General features: G+C 61.2%; 17 protein-coding genes. 5 read left to right on the top strand and 12 right to left on the bottom strand.

Annotated elements, in window-relative coordinates; translation table 11 throughout:
• Positions 1-10: 10 nt before the first annotated feature.
• The 3 genes from cheY1 to FBZ99_RS12390 all read right to left on the bottom strand — a co-directional run bounded on the left by cheY1 (position 11) and on the right by FBZ99_RS12390 (position 2,378).
• The gene (gene cheY1 / locus FBZ99_RS12380; RefSeq protein ID WP_004128526.1) at positions 11-376 is read right to left on the bottom strand and encodes a chemotaxis response regulator CheY1; all 366 of its coding nucleotides are present in this window, start codon (positions 374-376) and stop codon (positions 11-13) included.
• On the bottom strand, positions 373-669 hold the full coding sequence (locus FBZ99_RS12385; protein WP_069611290.1) for an STAS domain-containing protein: 297 nt from the start codon (positions 667-669) through the stop codon (positions 373-375). Before FBZ99_RS12385 ends, cheY1 begins: the two co-directional genes overlap by 4 nt.
• A gap of 62 nt (positions 670-731) precedes the next feature.
• Positions 732-2,378: a globin-coupled sensor protein gene (locus tag FBZ99_RS12390; protein ID WP_145633921.1), complete on the bottom strand. Its 1,647-nt coding sequence runs from the start codon at positions 2,376-2,378 to the stop codon at positions 732-734.
• A 718-nt stretch (positions 2,379-3,096) separates the two neighbouring features.
• On the opposite strand from FBZ99_RS12390, the gene FBZ99_RS12395 reads away from it, so the two are divergent.
• From FBZ99_RS12395 to secD, 3 genes are all read left to right on the top strand, one after another.
• Positions 3,097-4,617 (top strand): ArnT family glycosyltransferase, encoded by a 1,521-nt coding sequence (locus FBZ99_RS12395; RefSeq protein ID WP_145633341.1) that lies wholly within the window; start codon positions 3,097-3,099, stop codon positions 4,615-4,617.
• 137 nt (positions 4,618-4,754) lie between these two features.
• Positions 4,755-5,174: a hypothetical protein gene (locus tag FBZ99_RS12400; RefSeq protein WP_145633344.1), complete on the top strand. Its 420-nt coding sequence runs from the start codon at positions 4,755-4,757 to the stop codon at positions 5,172-5,174.
• A 93-nt stretch (positions 5,175-5,267) separates the two neighbouring features.
• Positions 5,268-7,823, top strand: a complete 2,556-nt coding sequence (gene secD, locus FBZ99_RS12405) for a protein translocase subunit SecD (protein ID WP_113351218.1) — start codon at positions 5,268-5,270, stop codon at positions 7,821-7,823.
• Positions 7,824-7,871: 48 nt separating this feature from the next.
• Here secD and FBZ99_RS12410 read toward each other — a convergent pair whose 3' ends face one another.
• Positions 7,872-8,747 (bottom strand): SMP-30/gluconolactonase/LRE family protein, encoded by an 876-nt coding sequence (locus tag FBZ99_RS12410; RefSeq protein WP_145633347.1) that lies wholly within the window; start codon positions 8,745-8,747, stop codon positions 7,872-7,874.
• A gap of 271 nt (positions 8,748-9,018) precedes the next feature.
• Here FBZ99_RS12410 and FBZ99_RS12415 point away from each other — a divergent pair, with 271 nt between their 5' ends.
• Positions 9,019-11,088, top strand: a complete 2,070-nt coding sequence (locus FBZ99_RS12415) for an ATP-dependent helicase (RefSeq protein ID WP_145633351.1) — start codon at positions 9,019-9,021, stop codon at positions 11,086-11,088.
• A gap of 292 nt (positions 11,089-11,380) precedes the next feature.
• Here the strand turns inward: FBZ99_RS12415 and mmsB are convergent, their stop codons facing one another.
• From mmsB to FBZ99_RS12455, 8 genes are all read right to left on the bottom strand, one after another.
• Complete coding sequence (gene mmsB / locus FBZ99_RS12420; protein ID WP_145633354.1) at positions 11,381-12,262, bottom strand: 3-hydroxyisobutyrate dehydrogenase; 882 nt, start codon at positions 12,260-12,262, stop codon at positions 11,381-11,383.
• Positions 12,263-12,284: 22 nt separating this feature from the next.
• Complete coding sequence (locus tag FBZ99_RS12425) at positions 12,285-13,343, bottom strand: enoyl-CoA hydratase/isomerase family protein (protein WP_145633357.1); 1,059 nt, start codon at positions 13,341-13,343, stop codon at positions 12,285-12,287.
• A 38-nt stretch (positions 13,344-13,381) separates the two neighbouring features.
• A complete protein-coding gene (locus FBZ99_RS12430) occupies positions 13,382-14,977 on the bottom strand; it encodes a GMC family oxidoreductase (RefSeq protein WP_145633361.1) in 1,596 nt (531 codons plus the stop codon).
• 386 nt (positions 14,978-15,363) lie between these two features.
• Positions 15,364-16,347, bottom strand: a complete 984-nt coding sequence (locus FBZ99_RS12435; RefSeq protein ID WP_145633364.1) for a branched-chain amino acid ABC transporter permease — start codon at positions 16,345-16,347, stop codon at positions 15,364-15,366.
• A 1-nt stretch (position 16,348) separates the two neighbouring features.
• A complete protein-coding gene (locus tag FBZ99_RS12440; protein WP_113332057.1) occupies positions 16,349-17,236 on the bottom strand; it encodes a branched-chain amino acid ABC transporter permease in 888 nt (295 codons plus the stop codon).
• A gap of 2 nt (positions 17,237-17,238) precedes the next feature.
• On the bottom strand, positions 17,239-17,940 hold the full coding sequence (locus FBZ99_RS12445) for an ABC transporter ATP-binding protein (RefSeq protein ID WP_113332056.1): 702 nt from the start codon (positions 17,938-17,940) through the stop codon (positions 17,239-17,241).
• 2 nt (positions 17,941-17,942) lie between these two features.
• Entirely contained in the window at positions 17,943-18,725 is a 783-nt protein-coding gene (locus FBZ99_RS12450) for an ABC transporter ATP-binding protein (protein WP_113351225.1), read from the bottom strand.
• A gap of 15 nt (positions 18,726-18,740) precedes the next feature.
• Positions 18,741-19,949, bottom strand: coding sequence for an ABC transporter substrate-binding protein (locus FBZ99_RS12455; RefSeq protein WP_069611277.1), 1,209 nt, complete (start codon positions 19,947-19,949; stop codon positions 18,741-18,743).
• 172 nt (positions 19,950-20,121) lie between these two features.
• On the opposite strand from FBZ99_RS12455, the gene FBZ99_RS12460 reads away from it, so the two are divergent.
• Positions 20,122-21,048, top strand: coding sequence for a LysR family transcriptional regulator (locus FBZ99_RS12460; RefSeq protein WP_145633369.1), 927 nt, complete (start codon positions 20,122-20,124; stop codon positions 21,046-21,048).
• Positions 21,049-21,055: the final 7 nt, after the last annotated feature.

Raw genomic sequence — 21,055 nt, forward strand, 5'->3', positions numbered from 1 at the left:
CGGATCCTGTTTAGGCGGTTACGCGCTCGATGGCATCGATCAGCTTGGCGGGATCGAACGGCTTGACGATCCAGCCGGTCGCGCCGGCCTGGCGGGCACGGTTCTTCTTTTCCGCATCACTCTCCGTCGTCAGCACGAGGATCGGCACGGCGCGGTATCTGTCGTTGCGGCGAACGCCCTCGATGAAGCCAAAGCCGTCAAGGCGCGGCATATTGATGTCGGTGACGATGACATCGGGATTGGCTTCTTCCAGAATTTCCAGGCCTTCGACACCGTCTTCGGCCTGAATGGTCTCGAAACCCGCATTGTTGAGAGTGACGAGAAGCATGTTTCGAATGGTCCGTGAATCATCCACGGTCAGCACTTTTTTCTTCATTGCCGGATCTCCTTGGCAAGCAGATGGGAGATATCCACCCCGATCACCTGCATCGTTTTTTGAAATGCATCCGACACCTTGGAGAAGGTGAAGGAGAGCTTGTCCTCATCCCAGGTCTTGGCGGCGGCCATGATGACCTGCACGCACAAGGTCCCGATCCTTTCGACGCCGGACGCATCGATCGCGACATTGCTGCCGCGCAACCCCATCAACGTGCCGCGAAGGGCGGAGGCCTCGTTGAGGTCCAGCACCGCGGCCAGACTGATTGTCTTTTCGCCTTTCCTGCTCGGCATCGCGTCATTCCCCGTTGTCTGAAATCAGGCCCGTCGGCCCGCATATGCATGAAACTGAAAGATCAATAGGCATTGCGATCGCCTCCCGCTGCGGTCCTGCGAAGCGGGAAGCCGAAATCGGCCATCTCCTCGTCATTCTGCGCAGCGCCGAATTCCTCGCGGGCGGGGAGCTGTCGCTGCTGCGCGGCTCTGACCGGCACGCCAGCGACGGCATGCCGCCGCTCGCGCTCGATGCGGAACTCGCGGATGGTTCGGCCGAGCTCGACGACGACGGTATGCAGGTGATCGGCATCTTGCTCGGAGCGGCTGGCATTGCTGCCGGCGGCGGCCGCCCGCTCGCTGTGGCCGCCGATATCCGATGTCAGCGCCTGAAGGCCGGCAACCTGTTCGTCGCTCGCAGCCGCAATTCCGGAAATGGCTTCGTTGATATCCGTCACCTGGCGCACAATGCTGCCGATCGCGTCCTGGGTGCGGCCGACCATCTGGACGCCCGCATCTACCTGCGCCTTGGTTCCCGTCACCAGCACCTTGATCTCGCGGGCCGCATCGGCGGAACGCTGGGCAAGCGCGCGAACTTCCTGCGCGACGACGGCAAAGCCGCGGCCACTGTCGCCGGCGCGGGCTGCCTCGATGCCGGCATTGAGTGCGAGAAGATTGGTCTGGAAGGCAATCTCATCGATGACGCCGATGATCTGGCCGATCTTTTCGGCTGACGTTTCGATATCGGCCATAGCGGAGATCGCCTGCCCGACGATCCTTCCGCTGTCTTCCGCCGCGATGCGGGTCGATGCCGTCACGCGCTCGGCAGAACGGGTGTTGGCCGCATTGCCGCGCACCTGATCGGCTAGCTCTGCAAGCTGCTTTGCGGAGGCCGCAAGTCCTCGCGACTGTTCGGACGATTTTTCAGCCAAGGATTTCGCGGAGCGGGAAATGGCGCCGCTCGTCGCTTCAGCCGCCTCCACACCACCGGACAGGGCCGAAAACTGCTGCTGAATGTCCTCCAGCGCCGCATTCAAAGCTTCCGCGACCTCGGCATAGGCTTCAGGACAATCCATTGGCACCCGGGTCGTCAGATCGCGATCGGCAAGGCCATTGGCAAGCTCGGTAATAAAAGCCGCAGCCTCGGCGCGATCGGTAGCCCGCTGTTCGGCCAGTGCCCGCTGGTGACCGACCCGCAATTCGTTGAACCGCAACGAGACAGCAATTTCGACATCGACCATCACCAGGCGCACGACCGATGTCACGAGTTCGCCCAATTCACGGGCGCGACGCTTGGCTCCGGGCAGGATGGCTCGGCTGCCCATGTCTTCGAGAAGGCCGGCAAGAAGATGCTCCAGCACGACCCCATGGCCCGCAACGTGCCAGCGTGGATCGAGCCCCATCTTGCTTTCGCTGTCGGACAGAACCTTGACGCGCTCGGCATAAAGGCTGTCGAAGCGTGCATCCGTCAGCACATCCCAATGGGAGGATTGCAGATCCTGAAGGCGTTCGAGCTGGCTTTCGCTCGAAAAATTGCGCGCGGCGTCCGGATAGGCCTGAAAGCGGTGGAAAAGATCGCGCAGGCCGGCTTTCAGATGCGCTTCGAGCATTGGCCGGTGACGGCGCAAGGTTTCGCATTGCCCGGCATCGAGACCAGCAAAACGCAAACGGTCGCGAAGGCTGCCAGCCTGCGCCCTGCGTGCCTGATCTGACGGCGAATCCTGCGCCAAAGTCGTCCCTGCCGAACTGCCGCGCATTCAAGCGCCGGCGAAACCGCTGATGATCCGCGCCAGGCGCAATGAGGAGGCGAGGAAAGGCAGCCGTAGCCGTCGATCATGTGATCGAGGCACCGAAGCTCGCTCGTTCATCAAAGTCTATTGCGGACCTGTTTGATGACATGGATACCGGATCGGACCCGGTACGACGGGGCGGCTTCATGCCTGCTGAGAACGAGTCACAATTTTCCCATTCCGACGTTCAGGCTCAATATTTATGGTTAATTCCTTGCCCGAAGGTTAATGACGGAAGAAGGCATGTCTCCTACTGATCTATACTAAATTAGCGATTACTTTCAGATATAGTTTGTCGCCGTGGAAGAACATCGATCGCAAGTCACGAGCAAGCTTCATCCCTTACTACCCAAGGGATAGACACTTCCGATGTCGCTACGGAGAGAGCAATGATTGTTCTTGGTTTGACCGCCTCGCTGATGGCCAGCTTGACGCTTGCGGCCTTCATGCTTCTGTCCCGCATCGAAGCGGCGCGCGGCAAAGCTACCCCTCGCATTCTCTAGGAGCTTTAACGGACATCTGATATCCGAAATCGGACATATGGCACTTCGCGGCCACACGATGCGAGCGCTGTAGTTCCCGCGGATGGCAGGAGCTAGCTTTGGCCTCAATAGTTCCGTATTAAGCCTCACGATCAGGCACCGAGACCCATCCTTTAATGCTCGACACGACCCATTCCCGAACAAATGCCCAGAAACTTTCGCTGGGCCTCGCCCTTGCGATCATCTTCGGAGTAACGCTCTGGCGCGTGCTCATGTTGCTCCTCAACAGGACGGACCTCTTCGTCGATGAGGCACAATATTGGTTCTGGGGCCAGAATCTGGATTTCGGCTATTATTCCAAGCCGCCGATGATTGCCTGGGTCATCCGCTTCTTCAATACGATCTCCGGCTCGGATTCGACCTTCTGGATCCGCATATCGGCGCCGCTCTTCCATCTTGCCACCGCCCTGATGCTGATGTGCACGACGCGGCGGCTGATCGACGACGAGACCGGACGCGAGATCGCGCCATGGGTCGGCGTCATCTTCATCACGCTGCCGGCTGCCTCGCTTTCCGCCGTGCTGGTATCGACGGACACGATCCAGATCCTGTTCGTAACCATCGCCATCTGGGCTTTTATCGGGCTGACCAGGCGTTCCTCGGTGCTGGAAGCTGTCATCCTCGGTGCCAGCCTCGGCATCGCCTTCCTGACGAAATATTCGGTGCTCTTCCTTCTGCCCGGTGTCGGCATTGCCATGCTGACGATGCGTTCGGCGCGTATCGCCTGGCGGGACGTTGCCATTGCCGCCATTATCGGGGCCATCGTCGTTTCCCCCAATCTCTGGTGGAATCTCACCCATGATGCGACGACCATAAAGCACACCGAAAACATCGCCCAATGGAGCAAGAGCGGCGGCGGCAACACCCTGCTGAAGCACATACTCAACGGGCTCAGCTTCTTCGGTGCCCAGTTCGGCGTCGTCGGCCCGGTCGTCTTCTACGCGCTTTTGTGGGCGACGTGGCGATTGATCCGCGGGCAGAGCGACGACCGGGAAAAGCTGCTGTTCTGGCTCTCTGTGCCTGTCGTGGCGCTGATCACGCTGCAGGCCCTCCTCGCCAAGGCCTATGCCAACTGGGCCGTCTCGGCTTATGCCGCAGGCACCATTCTCGCCGTCTGGCTGCTCTATCGCCTGACGAAAAAGGGGCTGAGCACCTCGCTTATCATAGGCGCCGTCGTCGCCTTCGTGATCCCGGTGCTGACGGTGTTTGCCTATGACATCAAGCTGCCGAACGGCGATCTTGTCATGAAGCGCTATGTCGGCCGCAGCGTCATCAGTGAAGAAATCGCCAATATCGCCACGGAGGCGAAACTGACTGAAATCGTTGCCCAGGACCGCGATATCCTCGCCGATCTCTACTACACGCTGAAAGGCAAGCCGTTCCACATCTATGCCCGCCACTTCGGCGGCTTCCCCGCGAATTATTACGAGCAGGATTTCTCCCTGCCGGTCAGCGTGACCGGTCCGGTCTTGTTCGTCGACAACGATCCGATCGATTGCCCGGAAGGCCAGGCCGAACTCATCAAGAGCTGGTCGCCACCCTATGGCGAGATGAAGGGCAAGACGCTTTATGCCTATCGCGTCCCGGCATCCTGCCTGGCGCCTAAATCGTCGGCAGCGGGTGCGACGGAAAATTAAGAAATCGAGCCGGGACTGTTGACCGGCTCGTGCAACTGCATCATGACAGGCCACACTAGGAAGACGCCAAGCGTCCTGTTATCATGACCGAACCGCTGGAGTTCGCTCCGGCAAAGGAATGAAGGCATTTTGGACCGTTGAGCCCGCTTGAATTCGGCGCCGCCGACAGCGAAGATAGAGACGACAGGACGCACCGCGCCGGAGCGCGCGTGATCGCCTCGCTGTTCGTCGCATTCTTCGCCTATATCGGATTGGCGCTTGGCGGTGGCATCAACCTTGCCGCGCGCGCCGATGCGGACGCGCTCTCCTCGGGCAAAGACACCCAGCCTCTCTATCTATCACTGCGTGACCCGGTCCGCGGAATCGTCGTTGCCGATCGGCTGGTGACGCCGAAAGCTACATGGCACGATATAGGGCCTGCAACGCTTGCTGCCCTCCCTACCCTCGGATATCCGGCAACCTCGTGGCAATCGTACCGCCCGGATGATGCCACACGGTTCGAATCCCTGGCGTTTCACGCCTATCTCGCACGTGCGCCTCCAGGCGCGCTCGCCTAAGCGTTTGGCGCAGACGCGCTGAATTTCCGACACGACCTCAAGTCCGCCTGCGGCCAGACCGTCGGCATAAGCCTATTTTCAAGGATAATACCCATGCGTACCTCACCATGGCTCGTGGCACTCTATACGGTGATCATCGTCATTGGCTTTCTGATCGCACTGCCGAACGCGCTGCCGCCGTCGGTTCTCAGCAAGATCCCATCCTGGCTGCCTCATAGCCAGGTTTCGCTCGGCCTCGACCTTCGCGGCGGCTCCTATCTCGTTCTCGAAGTCGACGAGAAGGACCTGACGAACGGCCGGCTGCAATCGCTGCAGCAGGACGCGCGCCGCGTGCTGCGCGACAAGAACATCCAGACCCGCTCGATCGTCCGCAATGGCGACCAGATCGTCGTGACGCTCAGCGACGCCTCGCAGAGCAGCGATGCCGTGACGCAGCTGCAGACGCTGGCCAATACGATCACGTCGGGCCTCTCGGCCGGCCAGTCCGATCTCAACATCAAGCCGAATGGCGCGACGATCGCGATGTCCTTCTCGCCGGCCGGTATTTCGGCCAACGTCGATTCCGCCGTTCAGCAGAGCCTTGAAGTTATCCGCAAGCGCGTCGACCAGGTGGGCGTTGCCGAGCCAACCATTCAGCGCGTCGGTCCGAACCGCGTTCTCGTCCAGCTTCCCGGCGCACAGGATCCGTCGCACCTGCGCGAGCTTCTCGGCTCGACCGCGAAGATGTCCTTCCATCTGCTGGCCGATAACGTCGACCCGAACAATCCCGGCCCCGGCGTCACCATCATGAAGGACGAGCAGGGCAACAGCTATCCGGTTCTCGACCGCATCGAACTGTCCGGCGACCGCCTGACGGATGCCCGCGTCAGCTTCGATCCGAACACGCACGAGCCGCTCGTCACCTTCCGCTTCGACAGCGCCGGCGCCAACCGGTTTGCCGAAATCACCCGCGAAAATGTCGGCAAGCCCTTCGCCATCGTCCTCGACAACAAGGTTCTGAGTGCGCCTAATATCCGCGAGCCGATCACCGGCGGCTCGGGCCAGATCTCCGGCAACTTCACCGCAGACAGCGCCACCACGCTTGCAGCCTTGCTGCGCGCCGGTGCCCTGCCGGCCAAGCTCACCGTCATCGAGGAGCGCACCGTCGGCGCCGACCTTGGTAGCGACGCGATCCAGAAGGGCATCTATAGCGGCCTGGTCGGCTTCGTTCTGGTTGCCGCCTTCATCTTCGTGCTCTATGGCGCCTGGGGGATTCTGGCGAATGTTGCCCTGCTCATCCACACGGTCCTGACCTTCTCGGCCCTGACGCTTGTCGGCGCCACGCTGACGCTGCCCGGCATCGCCGGCGTCGTCCTTGGTATCGGCCTCGCGGTTGATGCCAACGTTCTCATCAACGAGCGCATCCGCGAAGAAACCCGGAAGGGCCGCGGCGCCTTCGCCGCCATCGATAACGGTTTCAAGAAGGCTTATTCGACGATCATCGACGGCAACATGACGGCGCTGATTGCCGCCGCCATCCTGTTCTACTTCGGCTCCGGCCCGGTTCGCGGCTTTGCCGTGACCATGGGTCTCGGCCTCATCATCTCAATGTTCACCTCCGTCGCCTTCGTGCGTGTCGTGATGATCGCCATCACCCGTCGCCGCAAGCTGAAGGTGATCAACATCAGGCCGCTGATCCCCTTCAGCCCCTATGACAAGCACATCCAGTTCATGAAGGCCCGCTTCTTCGGCGTCACCGTCTCGGCGATCCTGTCGCTCGCCTCGGTGGTCCTGTTCATCCATCCGGGCCTCAACTACGGCGTTGATTTCCGCGGCGGTATCCAGATGTCGGTCAAGACCAAGGACGCGGCCGATCTGGCGACGTTCCGCGAGGGTCTGAACACGCTCGGCCTCGGCGAAATCGCACTGCAGTCCTTCGGCGACAATAACAGCCTCCTTGTCCGCGCCCAGCGCCAGGACGGCGGCGAAGAGGCGCAGACGGCGGCAGTGACCAAGCTTAAAGCCGAAATCGTCAAGATCGACCCGAGCGCGACCATCGAAGGCACCGATGTCATCGGTCCGAAGGTTTCGGGCGAGCTTGCCTGGGCCGGCATCCTGTCGGTCGTGATCGCCAGCCTGGCGATGCTGTTCTACATCTGGTATCGCTTCGAATGGCCGTTCGCGGTCGGCGCCATCGTGACGCTGGTGCTCGACGTCACCAAGGCGATCGGCTTCTTCGCGATCACCGGCCTCGATTTCAACCTGACGGCCATCGCCGCGATCCTGACGCTTGTGGGATATTCGGTGAACGACAAGGTCGTGGTCTATGACCGCATGCGTGAAAACATGCGGCTCTACAAGTCGATGCCGCTGCGCGACATCATCGACAAATCGATCAACGAGACCCTGGCGCGAAGCCTCTATACCAACGCCACTGCCTTCCTGGCGCTGGTGCCGATGGCAATCTGGGGCGGCAGCGCCGTCTCCAGCTTCGCGATCCCGATGGTGTTCGGCATCCTCGTTGCCGGCGCCTCGTCGGTCTTCATCGCCGCACCGATCCTGCTGTTCCTCGGCGACTGGCGCCGCCGTCATGCCAAGCCGGTTGCCAATGATACGGCATCGACAGACGGCAAATCCGGTAAGGACAACAAGCAGATTCCTGCGGCATAATAAATGAAAAGAGGACATGCCCGGCTTCGGGGCATGTCCTTCGCCGCCCTACGAAATCGGCGGCATATGCAAAGGCAAGCCCGGACGCGGCGCCGTAATCTTTTCCACGACACCGTTTTCCTGTTCGCTGACGAGCAGATGTTTGCCGTCGACGGTAAAAGCAATATTAGCTGGGCGCGCGCCGTCCGTGCGGATATGACCGGCCATTTTTCCCTCGGCGTCCACCATGGAAATTTCACCCAGGCCGTACATGGCGCAGTAAAGCATGCCGCTGCGATCAAAGGCGAGGCCGGCCGGCCCGCGCAGCGCGTTCACGGCGGGCGATGTCATCGACTGGACAAACATTTCCTGCCTGCCGCCAACGACCTGCCGATAGATTTTTCCAGTCAGTGTTTCACTATAATAGAGCAATCCATCGGCATCGAAGGCAATGCCGCTCGCAAAGAGCAGACCGGCTGCGAGGACACGGATGACCCGTCCCTCAGCCGGATCGATCTGATAGACGCAGCCATTGTAAGCCGCCTTGAAGAAATCGGGATGGATGTGGCCGCCTTCGAGAAGATTGGCAAGACGGATGCCAGAATCAGTCATGTAAAGCAGGCCGTCGGGTCCGAAAGCGAGTGCATTCGGATGCAGAAACGGACCATCCGCGCTACCCTCGATGACTTGCAGGACGCGGCCTTGCGCCGATAATCTGACAAGAGAATTCTCCGGGCCGTTGGCTACCCAGAAACATCCGTCGCCATCGACCGCAATCCCCATCGGCCGGCCGCCGACCCGGCAAAGTTCCTGCGGTACGCCGCTTGCGTCGAAAAGTTTCAGACAGCGGCGACTGGCATCCATTTCCACGACCGTCAGGCGGCCGTCCGGCAAAGCCACGAGGCCGCTAGGCAGACGCAGCCCGGTGGCAATCGTTTCGTTCATGTTTTGAAACCTTCATTCTACGCATTACGAAGCCCCAAAAACTCAAAATGCTGCGCCGGAATGATACATAAGCACGAAGAAGATCCTTTTCGAGCCGGACGAGTGCAAATCCGGATAAGATTCTTGCGCCGGAGGTCATCCGCGTGCAGGCCCTGTTCATCTTGACAGGCTTTGGCGATTCGGAACATCCATAGAACGTCCCTATATTTTCGCGCTTGCGATTCGCCGCATGCCGCGCTCCGCCTGCTGCCGGAGGTATTCAGGAGAGTTGATGACCGCCGCCTATCTGGAAAAGCTGAACCCGGAGCAACGGCTGGCGGTGGAACATGGCACGACGGCAGGCGACGGTCATATTGCCGGGCCGCTGCTCGTCATCGCCGGGGCCGGCTCCGGCAAGACGAATACGCTTGCCCATCGCGTCGCGCATCTAATCGTTAGAGGTGCGGACCCGCGCCGCATCCTGCTGATGACCTTTTCGCGCCGCGCTGCCGCCGAGATGGGCCGTCGCGTCGAGCGGATCTGCCGCGAGGTGCTGGGGGCCAATGCCGGTATCACCGCCGACGCGCTTGCCTGGAGCGGCACATTCCACGGTATCGGCGCGCGTCTGTTACGGGATTATGCCGAGCAGATCGGCATCGACCCGGCCTTCACGATCCACGACCGGGAAGACAGCGCCGATCTCATGAACCTCGCGCGCCACGACCTCGGCTTTTCGAAGACGGAGAACCGCTTCCCGACCAAGGCGACGTGCCTTGCGATCTATTCGCGCTCCGTCAATGCGGAAGCGCCGCTCGACGGCGTGCTGCGGGATTACTTCCCGTGGTGCGCCATGTGGGAGCAGCAGCTGCGTGATCTCTTCGCCTCTTATGTCGAGGCGAAACAGGCGCAGAACGTGCTCGATTACGACGACTTGCTGCTCTATTGGGCGCATATGCTGCAGGAGCCGCTGATCGCCGAGGATATCGGCAGCCGCTTCGACCATGTGCTTGTCGACGAATATCAGGACACCAACCGGCTGCAGTCCTCCATTCTGCTGGCTCTCAAGCCCGATGGCCGCGGACTGACCGTCGTCGGTGACGATGCGCAGTCGATCTATTCCTTCCGCGCCGCGACCGTGCGCAACATTCTCGACTTCCCGAAAGCCTTCACACCCTCGGCCGATATCGTGACGCTCGACCGCAACTACCGTTCGACGCAGCCGATCCTTGCTGCCGCCAACGCTGTAATCGATCTCGCCTCGGAGCGCTTCACCAAGAACCTGCGCACCGAACGGCAAAGCACGGAACGGCCGCGGCTGGTGACGGTGCGCGACGAGGCCGATCAGGCGCGCTACATCGCCGATCAGATACTGGAAAATCGTGAGGGCGGCGTAAGGCTGAAGCAACAGGCAGTGCTATTCCGCACCTCCAGCCATAGCGGCCCGCTGGAAGTGGAACTCACCCGGCGCAACATTCCCTTCGTCAAGTTCGGTGGGCTGAAGTTCCTCGATAGCGCTCATGTCAAGGATATGCTGGCGGCGCTTCGCTTCGCCCAGAACCCGCGCGATCGCGTCGCCGGCTTCCGCCTGATGCAGCTCTTGCCCGGCGTCGGCCCCTCCACGGCGCAGCGCGTGCTCGACCAGATCGGCGAAGAGGCAAGCCCGATTACCGCACTCACCGAACTGCCGCCACCGCCGCGCACGGGAGACGACTGGGCCGCTTTCGTCGAGACGATGCGCAAGGTCAAAAGCGGCAAGGCCGGCTGGCCGGCGGAAATCGGCCTCGTTCGCCAATGGTACGAGCCACATCTGGAACGCGCGCATGAGGATGCCGCGACCCGCCAGGCGGATCTCGTCCAGCTCGAACAGATCGCCGCGGGCTACGGCTCGCGCGAGCGCTTCCTCACGGAATTGACGCTTGATCCGCCTGACGCCACCAGCGATCAGGCCGGCGTGCCGCTGCTGGACGAGGACTACCTGATCCTGTCGACTATCCATTCCGCCAAGGGCCAGGAATGGACGAAGGTCTTCATCCTCAACGCCGTCGACGGCTGCATCCCCGCCGATCTCGCGGTCGGATCATCGGCCGAGATCGAGGAGGAACGGCGGCTGCTCTACGTCGCTATGACCAGGGCGAAGGACAATCTCGACCTCGTCATTCCGCAGCGCTTCTTCGTGCACGGCCAGCATGCGCAGGGCGACAAGCATGTCTTTGCCTCGCGCACCCGTTTCATTCCCGCGACCTTGCTGCAGTTCTTCGAGATTTGCGGCTGGCCGCAGGCACGGCCTGAAAGTGCCGCCGCGATCCGGGCGCGGGAGGTACGCGTCGATGTGGGCGCGCGGATGCGGGGCATGTGGCGGTGAATTGGGGTTATTGAGGCCGGGCGGGTCAGGCATGTTCTTCGATGCCGCCTCCGCAAGTTCCTTCTCCCCTCGGGGAGAAGGTGGCCCGAAGGGTCGGATGAGGGGGTGACGGATTTGAATACGCGGGCTTTCGTGCTCTTGGCGGCCCCCTCATCCGCCTGTCGGCACCTTCTCCCCGAGGGGAGAAGGGGTGCGTAGCAACGACCTCATTTCATATGCGATTCCCCTGCCGCGGGCGGGGGGAGGGTCGGGTGAGGGGCAGCCCTGCACCCGGCTAACTATCCAGCCATCCTCACTTGGCCTCGCGAAACATCTCGATGATTGCCGAAAAATCGCGGCCGCCATTGCCGAGCTTTTCGAAGAGCGCGTAGAGCTGCGCCGCCTCTGCGCCCAGCGGTGTTGACGCGCCGCTGGAGAGTGCCGCTTCCTGAGATAGCCGTAGATCCTTGAGCATCAACGCCGCCGCAAAGCCGGGCTTGTAATCATTGTTGGCCGGAGATGTCGGCACGGGACCGGGCACCGGGCAATAAGTATTGATCGACCAGCATTGGCCGGAGGAAGTCGAGGCGACATCGAAGAGAGCCTGATGCGAGAGGCCGAGCTTTTCGCCAAGCACGAAGGCCTCGCAGACGCCGATCATCGAGATACCGAGAATCATGTTGTTGCAGATCTTCGCCGCCTGGCCGGCGCCGGCATCGCCGCAATGGACGATCTTCTTGCCCATCACCTCGAGCAACGGCTTGGCGGCAGTAAAGCTCTCCGTCGAGCCGCCCGCCATGAAAGTCAGCGTTCCCGCTGCGGCGCCGCCTGTGCCGCCGGAAACGGGCGCATCGAGCGAGAGGCAACCAGCATCACCGGCCATCGCATGCGCCTTGCGGGCGCTATCGACATCGATGGTGGAGCTGTCGATCAACAGGGTCCCCTTGGGCACGGAGCGCAGCACGTCGGTCCAGACGGTGAGGACATGCTGGCCCTTCGGCAGCATGGTCACGACCACCTCTGCATCCGCCAGGGCTTCGGTGAGCACGCTGGCAGGCTTTACCCCCGATGCTTCGGCTGCCTTCAGCACATCATGCGAAAGGTCGAATCCTGTGACGGCGTGGCTGGCCTTGACGAGATTGGCGGCCATCGGGCCCCCCATATTGCCGAGGCCGATGAAGGCGATCCGTGTCATGATGTTTTCCTCCCATGATCGGTTATTTTGCGAAAAGCGGTGGCTGCGCCGGTATGAAGAAGCGGTCGATGGCAGCCGCCGTCACTTCGGCAAGGCTCGCCGGCGACCATTTCGGATTGCGGTCCTTGTCGATGACGGCAGCACGCACGCCTTCGTAGAAATCGTGATTATACAATATGCCCTTGCAGGCGCCGAGTTCACGATTGAGGCATTCGGCAAGATCGGCGCTCCTTCGCCCTGCCCTGAGAAGCCGCAAGGTCAGCTTCAGGCTGGTCGGCGAGCGGCTGGCAATCACGCTTGCGGCTTCAGCGGCAAACTCTCCGGGCTCACCGGCCAAGGCCTTCAGAATCTCCTCCACCGTGTTTGCCGAAAACGCCCGGTCGATCACATCCCGATTTGCGGCAAGCCGGCTTTCGCCGGCGTCTACCGCCATCGTCCGGATCAGCGCATGCACGTCTGGTGCCGTGGCCGAGGTAGACAATGCCGCAATCGCATCGACCAGAGCCGGCAGTTGCGACGATACCACACAGTGATCGGCAAAGCCGGCATGGATGACATCGGCGGCGCCGATGGTCAGGCCTGTTAGGCCCATCCAGGTGCCGGCTTCCCCCGGTGCCTGCGGCAGCAGCCAGGTGGCGCCGACATCCGGGAAATAGCCGATGCCGGTTTCGGGCATGGCGAGGCGCGTACGCTCGGTGACGACCCGATGGCTGCCATGCGCCGAAAGTCCGACGCCGCCGCCCATGGTGATGCCATCCATCAGCACCACATAAGGTTTGGGATAGCGCGAGATGGCGTGGTTGAGCAGGAATTCCTCGCGCCAGAAGGTTTCCGCTTCATCGGAGCCGTCCTTGCCGCTCTGATGCAGCAGGCGGATATCGCCGCCGGCGCAGAAGCCGCGCTCCCCCTCGCCCAAAACGATGACGCTCGCAATGGCCGGATCGGCGGCGAAATCCTCCAGTGCCGGAGCGATGACCCGCACCATCGGCAATGTCAAGCTATTCAACGCCTTCGGCCGGTTGAGCCTGATAATCCCGGCCGACCCGCGCCGCTCGATGATGACTTCGTCCGTGCTATCCATGCAAATCTCCTGTCCTGCTGCCACCGATCCTCAGGGATTCATCTATTGTCGGCAAGGATCATTTCGGCTGCCTTTTCGGCGATCATGATGGTTGGCGAATTGGTGTTACCAGACGTGATCGACGGCATGACAGACGCATCGGCGATGCGCAGCCTTGCCAATGCCCTGAGCCGCAGGCGCGGATCAACGACGCTTTGCGCGTCACCGCCCATGCGGCATGTGCCGACCGGATGGAAAATCGTCGTGCCGATATCGCCGGCGGCGCGTTCCAGATCGGCGTCCGTCTCGTAGGTCGGCCCGGGCTTGAACTCCTCCGGTCTGAACCGGGCAAAGGAAGGCTGCGCCACAATCCGCCGCGTCAGGCGAATGGAGCGTACGGCGATCTCCCGATCTCGCGCAGCAGAAAGATAATTCGGGCTGATGGCCGGCTGCAGGGCGAAATCGGGGCTGCGCACATGCACCGAGCCGCGGCTTTCGGGTCGCAGATTGCAGACGCTGGCGGTGATGGCTGGAAAAGGGTGGACAGGATCGCCGAACTTGTCGAGCGAGACCGGCTGCACATGGTATTGCAGATCCGGCGTTTCCTTGTCCGGCCCCGAGCGGGTGAAGATACCGAGCTGGCTTGGCGCCATTGCCATAGGGCCTGAACGGCGAACCAGATATTCGAGGCCGATCGCAGCCTTGCCGATCAGCTTGGTCGCCTTCTCGTTCAACGTAGGGACGCCGGTCACCTTATAGGCAAGGCGCAGCTGCAGATGATCCTGCAGGTTCTCGCCGACGGACCGGACCTCGCGGACGACGTCGATACCGGCTTTGCTCAGCACCTCGCCGTTGCCGATGCCTGACAGCTCCAGAATATGCGGCGATCCGATGGAACCGGCCGATAGCACCGTCTCCTTGTTCGCATAGGCGCGCTTTGCCACGCCATCATGCTGGAACTCGACGCCGGTCACGGCATCGTCCTCGACGATCAGGCGACGGACCTGCGCCTTGGTATAGACGGTGAGATTGCCGCGCTTCATCGCCGGACGCAGGAAGGCTTTCGTGGTGTTCCAGCGGATGCCGGCGCGCTGGTTGACGTCGAAATAGCCGGAACCTTCGTTGTTGCCGCGATTGAAATCCGCCGTCTCGGGGATACCGGCCTCCTTGGCCGCGGCCTGGAAAGCGTCGAGCACGGCCCAGCGCACGCGGGCCTTCTCGACCCGCCATTCGCCGCCGGCGCCATGCATCTCATCCTTGCCGCGATAATGATCCTCGGACTTGATGAAATAGGGCAATACGTCGTCCCAACCCCAGCCGGCGCAGCCGAGTTGGCGCCAGAGATCGTAGTCGCGCGACTGGCCGCGCATGTAGATCATGCCGTTGATGGAGGAGCAGCCGCCGAGCACCTTGCCACGCGGATAGTTCAGCGATCGACCGTTGAGACCTGCTTCGGGGGACGTGGTGAAACACCAGTCGGTGCGGGGATTGTTGATGCAATAGAGATAGCCGACCGGGATGTGGATCCAGTGGTAATTATCTTTGCCGCCGGCTTCCAGCAGCAGCACCCTGTTGTTGTGATCGGCCGAAAGCCGGTTGGCAAGCACGCATCCGGCACTGCCGGCACCGATGATGATGTAGTCGAAGCGGTCCATTGGCATGCCCCCTCACCCTAACCCTCTCCCCGAGGGGGAGAGGGGACTATTTCGGCATTTGCCTCGGCCCCGTATCCGATGATCGTCAAAGACAGTTCCCCCTCTCCCCTCGGGGCAGGGGTATCGCATATGAGCGGAGATCGCCGCCGTCCCCCTTCTCCCCAGCGGGGAGAAGGTGCCGACAGGCGGATGAGGGGGTGCCTGCCAAGACCACAAAAATCCATGAATTCAAATCGATAACCCCCTCGTCCGACCCTTCGGGCCACCTTCTCCCCAAGGGGAGAAGAAGCTTATGGTGCTCGTCCGCCTCCATATGCGATAGCCCTGCCCCTCGGGGAGAGGGCTGGGGTGAGGGGGTGCACAACAAGTACGCATAGGTTTGATCATTACCGCCGATATTCAAACCCCAGCTTCCGTCCCAGCCGCGAGGCATAGAATTCGCCGATAACCCCGCGGCGGAAGAGCAAGACGCAGACCATGAAGACGATGCCGGTGATGATGGTGACGGGGAATTCCGAGGTGGCGAGATAGTTTTCCAGCGTCGCCACGAACCCCGCGCCAAAAATCGGGCCGATCAACGTGCCGATGCCGCCAAGCAAGGTCATGAGAATGACTTCGCCGGACATCTGCCAGGCGACGTCCGTCAGCGTCGCGAACTGGAAGACCAGCGCCTTGACCGCTCCGGCAAGCCCCGCAAGTGCCGCCGACATGACGAAGGCGCCGAGCTTATAATGCGCGACGGAATAGCCAAGCGAAATCGCCCGCTGCTCGTTCTCGCGGATCGATTTCAGGATCATGCCGAAGGGCGAATTGATGAAACGCCAGATGATCAGCACGCCGATCAGGAAGATCGCGAGGACGAAATAGTACATGTTGAAGGAGTTGTTGAGATCGAGGACGCCTAGGAGGTAGCCGCGCGGCACCGACTGAATGCCATCCTCGCCATGGGTAAATGCCGCCTGCAGGCAGAAGAAATAGAACATGTAGGAGAGCGCCAGCGTGATCATGGCGAAATAGATGCCCTGCCTGCGGATGGCGACGAAGCCCATGACGAGGCCGAGCAGCGACGCGCCGGCGACGCCGATCAGGATGCCGAGTTCGGGCGGAAGCCCCCACTCCTTCACCGCATGGGCGGCGAAATAAGCGGCCCCGCCGAAGAAGGTGGCATGGCCGAAGGAGAGCAGACCGGCATAGCCGAGCAGCAGATTGAAGGCGCAAGCGAACAGCGCGAAGCAGAGCACCTTCATGACGAAGATCGGGTAGATGAAGAACGGCGCCCAGATCAGGCCAACGAGGCCGAGGATCAGCAACAGCTTCCGCACCGAAAGCTTCGGACGCTCCTTGGAACTCAAGCTGATCAATCCAGCCATATCACGCCTCCCGACCGAAGAGACCCGCGGGCCTCAGAAGCAGCACGATTGCCATGATGACAAAGATGACGATGTTGGAAGCTTCCGGATAGAAGACCTTGGTCAGGCCCTCGGCAATCCCAAGCATATAGCCTGTCACGATCGCCCCCATGATCGAGCCCATGCCGCCGACGACCACGACGGCGAAGACGATGATGATCATGTTCGACCCCATCAGCGGCGAAACCTGATAGATCGGTGCTGCGAGCACCCCGGCGAAGGCGGCAAGCGCGACGCCGAAACCATAGGTCAGCGTCAGGAGCACCGGCACGTTGACGCCGAAAACCTGGACGAGCGTGGAATTCTCGGTCGCGGCGCGCAGATAAGCGCCAAGCTTGGTCTTTTCGATCAGCAGCCAAGTGCCGATGCAGACGACCAGCGAGGCAATAACCACCCAGCCGCGATAGACGGGCAGGAACATGAAGCCGATATTTTTTGCTCCCGCCAATTCCGTCGGGACGGCATAGGGCTGGCCGGAGGAGCCGTAGAGATAGCGGAAGGTCCCTTCGATGGTCAGCGCCATGCCGAAGGTGAAGAGCAAGCCATAGAGCGGGTCGACCCTGTAGAGCCGACGCAGGCAGAACCGCTCGACCAGCGCGCCAAACAGGCCGACAGTCAGCGGTGCCAAAACGAGGGCCGGCCAATAGCCGATGCCTGTATAGGCGAGCAGCAGATAGGCGGTGAAGGCGCCGAGCATATAGAGCGCGCCATGGGCGAAATTGATGACCCTGAGCATGCCGAAGATGATCGCGAGGCCAAGGCTCAGCAAGGCGTAGAAGGAGCCGTTGATCAGCCCGATCAGCAATTGACCGAGAAGAGCCTGGGCGGGGATGCCGAATATCGTCGTCATGCTCAGACCCCCAGAACCTTGTGCAGCATATCCATGCGCTCGGAGAGTTCGCCGACCGGGAATTCCGAGACCATCTGGCCGTGATCCATCACATAGAAGCGATCGGCGATGCGGCTGGCAAAGCGGAAATTCTGCTCGACGAGCAATATGGTCATGCCGCGGCCTTTCAGCTTCTGCAGGACTTCGCCGATGCGCTGAACGATGACCGGGGCAAGGCCCTCGGTCGGTTCGTCAAGCAGCAGCATACGGACGCCGGTGCGCAGGATGCGGGCCATGGCGAGCATCTGCTGCTCGCCGCCGGAGAGCCTTGTACCGATACTATTGCGCCGCTCATGCAGGTTTGGAAATAGCTCGAAGATCTCGTCGAGCGTCATGCCGCCTGCCGCCACGACCGGCGGCAGCATCAGGTTTTCATAGACGCTGAGCGTGGAAAATATGCCGCGCTCTTCCGGCACGAAGCCGATACCCTGATGTGCCGTCTTGTGCAGCGGCACCTGCATCATGTCCTTGCCGGCAAAGGTGACCCTGCCCTTGCGGGCGCGGACGATGCCGACGATGGTGCGCAATGTCGTCGTCTTGCCGACGCCGTTGCGGCCGAGGATGGTAACGGTTTCCCCCTCGCCCACACGCATGTCGACGCCATGCAGGATGTGACTTTCACCATACCAGGCATTGAGGTCCTGAACGTCCAGAAGCGGCGCCATCGTCAAGCCTCCTCCGTGCCCATATAGGCTTCGCGGACGCGCGGGTCTTTGCTGACCGTCGCATAATCGCCCTGGGCCAGGATTTCGCCGCGCTGCAGCACGGTGACATGATGGCAGATATCGGCAACGACCGAGAGATTGTGCTCCACCATGAGCACAGCCCTGTCGCGCGCCACATCTCGGATGATGGCGGAAACGGTGTTTACGTCCTCCAGCCCCATGCCGGCCATCGGCTCGTCGAGCAGCAGCACCTTCGGGTCGAGCGCAAGCGTCGTCGCGATCTCCAGCACGCGCTTGCGGCCATAGGAAAGATCGGCTGCTACAGCATCACGCTCCTTCGACAGACCGACAGAGGCGATGAGCTGTTCGGCGCGGGCATTGAGGCTGTCGAGAGCGGATAGCGGCCGCCAGAACTGGTGGGCGAGATTGTTCGGCCGCTGCAAGGCGACACGGACATTGTCCAGCACCGTCAGATGCGGGAAGACGGCGGAAATCTGGAAGGAGCGCACGAGACCCATGCGCGCGACCTTGTCAGGTCTTGTCTTGGTGATATCGGTGCCGAGCAGCGTGATCGTGCCATGCGTCGGCTGCAGGAATTTGGTCAGGAGATTAAAGACCGTCGTCTTGCCGGCGCCATTCGGGCCGATCAGCGCATGGACTTGGGCGTGATGTACGTCAAGATCGACATTCTTGACGGCGGTGAATCCGCCGAAATCGCGCCGCAGTCCCCGGGCGGATAAGACCACCCGGGGCTCTTCATGCGGATGTGTCGCGGACATCGCCATGAGCTGTTCCAAGCCCTATTGCTTGACGAGGTCGCAGCCGCTCTTGGCCGGATCGATATAGGCTTCCTTGCCGGGAATCGTCGCCAGCACGTTGAAGTAATCCCACGGCTCCTTGCTCTCTTCCGGCTTCTTGACCTGAAGCAGATACATGTCGTGGATCATGCGGCCGTTGGCGCCGACCGTGCCACCACGGCCGAAGAAATCATCAACAGGCATTTCATGCAGCTGCTTGGCAACGGCGTCGGTATCATCCGTGCCGGCTTTCTGCACGGCCTTCAGATATTGCATCACGGCGGAATAGGTGCCCGCATGGATCATGTTCGGCATCTTGCCGGTGCGGGCAAAGAAGCGCTTGCCGAATTCGCGGCTCTTGTCGTCGAGGTTCCAGTAGTAGCCTTCGGTCAGCGTCAGGCCTTGCGCCGCCTGCAGCCCGAGGCCGTGCACTTCGGCGAGCGTGAAGAGCAGTGCCGCCAGATGCTGGCCGCCCTGGGTGATGCCGAATTCCGAGGCCTGCTTGATGGCGTTTGACGTGTCGAGGCCGGCATTGGCAAGGCCGATGACCTTGGCGCCAGAGGACTGCGCCTGCAGCAGGAAGGAAGAGAAATCATTGGTCGACAGCGGATGGCGGACGGAGCCGAGCACCTTACCACCGCTTGCCTTGACGAAATCGCTGGTCTGCTGCTCAAGCGAGTAGCCGAAAGCGTAGTCCGCGGTCAGGAAGAACCATGTGTCGCCGCCCTGCTTGACGAGCGCGCCGCCGGTACCGACGGCCAGGGCATGCGTGTCATAGGCCCAGTGGAAGCCATAGGGCGAGCATTGCTTGCCGGTGAGATCGGTGGTCGCGGCGCCGGTGACGATATCGATCTTCTTCTTTTCCTTGGCGACCGCCTGCACGGCGAGCGCGACCGACGAGGTCGTCAGCTCCATGATGGCATCGACCTTGTCCTGGTCGTACCATTGGCGGGCGATGTTGGAGGCGATATCGGGCTTGTTCTGGTGGTCGGCATCGACGATCTCGATCGGCACACCTAGAACCTTGCCGCCGAAATCCTCGGCGGCCATCTTGGCGGCCGCTACCGACGACTTGCCGCCGAAATCCGCATAGACTCCGGACTGATCGTTCAGAATGCCGATCTTGACGACACCATCGGATGGGCCGGCGGCGAAGGCCGCGGTGCCGGCTGCAAGCAGAAATGCAAGGGATGCAATAAGACTCTTTCGCATATCCTCTCCTCCCAGAGATTTGGCAAAAACGAATCTGTTCAAAATTGGCCAGCCGTTTTCCTCAAAACGGCTTTTCCCGATAGGCAAGATCACGGAATTCGCGCGTTGACGCAAGTCGCGATTGCAACTAATTCCAAACAAGGTCTGTTCATTTTTGAACAGAGGGGGAGGCATGAAGCGCACGCCGCATTTTACCTGGGACGATCTGCAGTTCTTCCTCGCCGTTGCGCGAACGGGGCAACTTTCGACTGCGGCGCGACAGCTGCGTACCAGCCATGCCACGGTCTCGCGCCGTATCGACCGGCTGGAATTCGCCTTGAAGGTCAAGCTCTTCGAGCGCAATCCGCGCGGCTACATGCTGACCGGAATGGGGCAGCGCTTCGTCGACACGGCCGAAAGAATGGAGCAGGAAACCGAGCGTCTGCGGACCGACCTTTCGACGGGATCGGCAGCCCAAGGCGGCGTGGTGCGCATCAGTGCGCCGGAGGGATTTTCCAATTTCTTCTTCACCGGCGTTCTGCCGGAATTCACTGCGAAACATCCGAACATTTCGCTGGAGCTAATCACCATCCAGCAGATCATGTCGCTCTCGCGCAAGGAAGCCGACATCGTCGTGGTGCTCGACCCGCCAAAGGCGGGACCCTACTTCACCGAAAAACTGACAGACTATCATCTGCAGGTCTACGGATCGCGCGATTACCTTGCCCGCCATCCGCCAATCGAAAGCCGCGACGACCTGCCTGACTTCACCTTCATCGGCTATATCGAGGATATGATCTTCGCGCCGGGTCTTGATTATCTCGATGACGTCCATCCGCGTATCAGGCCGCAATTCCAGAGCTCGAGCATCTTTGCGCAGCTGACGGCAACAAAGAACGGCCAGGGGCTGTGCGTGCTGCCGTTCTTCATCGCCGGCAAACATCCGGATCTGCAGGTCGTGCTACCACATGAGGTGGATCTCAAGCGCCACTACTGGATCACCTGCCACCGCGATCTGCGCCAATCGCCACGCGTGCGCACCGTCATCGATTTTTTGGCGGAAGCCGTACGCAGGAACGCACCGGCGTTTCTAGGCCCCTGGAGAAAAACCGAGAACTGAGATCGCT

This window comes from Rhizobium sp. ERR 1071, from assembly GCF_007828675.1.
Classification (GTDB): Bacteria; Pseudomonadota; Alphaproteobacteria; order Rhizobiales; family Rhizobiaceae; genus Rhizobium; species Rhizobium dioscoreae.

What these genes read in the sequence shown, in the direction of transcription:
- cheY1 (WP_004128526.1), bottom strand. Translation starts at nt 376, where the DNA reads ATGAAGAAAAAAGTGCTGACCGTGGATGATTCACGGACCATTCGAAAC.
- FBZ99_RS12385 (WP_069611290.1), bottom strand. Translation starts at nt 669, where the DNA reads ATGCCGAGCAGGAAAGGCGAAAAGACAATCAGTCTGGCCGCGGTGCTG.
- FBZ99_RS12395 (WP_145633341.1), top strand. Translation starts at nt 3,097, where the DNA reads ATGCTCGACACGACCCATTCCCGAACAAATGCCCAGAAACTTTCGCTG.
- secD (WP_113351218.1), top strand. Translation starts at nt 5,268, where the DNA reads ATGCGTACCTCACCATGGCTCGTGGCACTCTATACGGTGATCATCGTC.
- FBZ99_RS12410 (WP_145633347.1), bottom strand. Translation starts at nt 8,747, where the DNA reads ATGAACGAAACGATTGCCACCGGGCTGCGTCTGCCTAGCGGCCTCGTG.
- FBZ99_RS12415 (WP_145633351.1), top strand. Translation starts at nt 9,019, where the DNA reads ATGACCGCCGCCTATCTGGAAAAGCTGAACCCGGAGCAACGGCTGGCG.
- mmsB (WP_145633354.1), bottom strand. Translation starts at nt 12,262, where the DNA reads ATGACACGGATCGCCTTCATCGGCCTCGGCAATATGGGGGGCCCGATG.
- FBZ99_RS12425 (WP_145633357.1), bottom strand. Translation starts at nt 13,343, where the DNA reads ATGGATAGCACGGACGAAGTCATCATCGAGCGGCGCGGGTCGGCCGGG.
- FBZ99_RS12430 (WP_145633361.1), bottom strand. Translation starts at nt 14,977, where the DNA reads ATGGACCGCTTCGACTACATCATCATCGGTGCCGGCAGTGCCGGATGC.
- FBZ99_RS12435 (WP_145633364.1), bottom strand. Translation starts at nt 16,347, where the DNA reads ATGGCTGGATTGATCAGCTTGAGTTCCAAGGAGCGTCCGAAGCTTTCG.
- FBZ99_RS12440 (WP_113332057.1), bottom strand. Translation starts at nt 17,236, where the DNA reads ATGACGACGATATTCGGCATCCCCGCCCAGGCTCTTCTCGGTCAATTG.
- FBZ99_RS12445 (WP_113332056.1), bottom strand. Translation starts at nt 17,940, where the DNA reads ATGGCGCCGCTTCTGGACGTTCAGGACCTCAATGCCTGGTATGGTGAA.
- FBZ99_RS12450 (WP_113351225.1), bottom strand. Translation starts at nt 18,725, where the DNA reads ATGGCGATGTCCGCGACACATCCGCATGAAGAGCCCCGGGTGGTCTTA.
- FBZ99_RS12455 (WP_069611277.1), bottom strand. Translation starts at nt 19,949, where the DNA reads ATGCGAAAGAGTCTTATTGCATCCCTTGCATTTCTGCTTGCAGCCGGC.
- FBZ99_RS12460 (WP_145633369.1), top strand. Translation starts at nt 20,122, where the DNA reads ATGAAGCGCACGCCGCATTTTACCTGGGACGATCTGCAGTTCTTCCTC.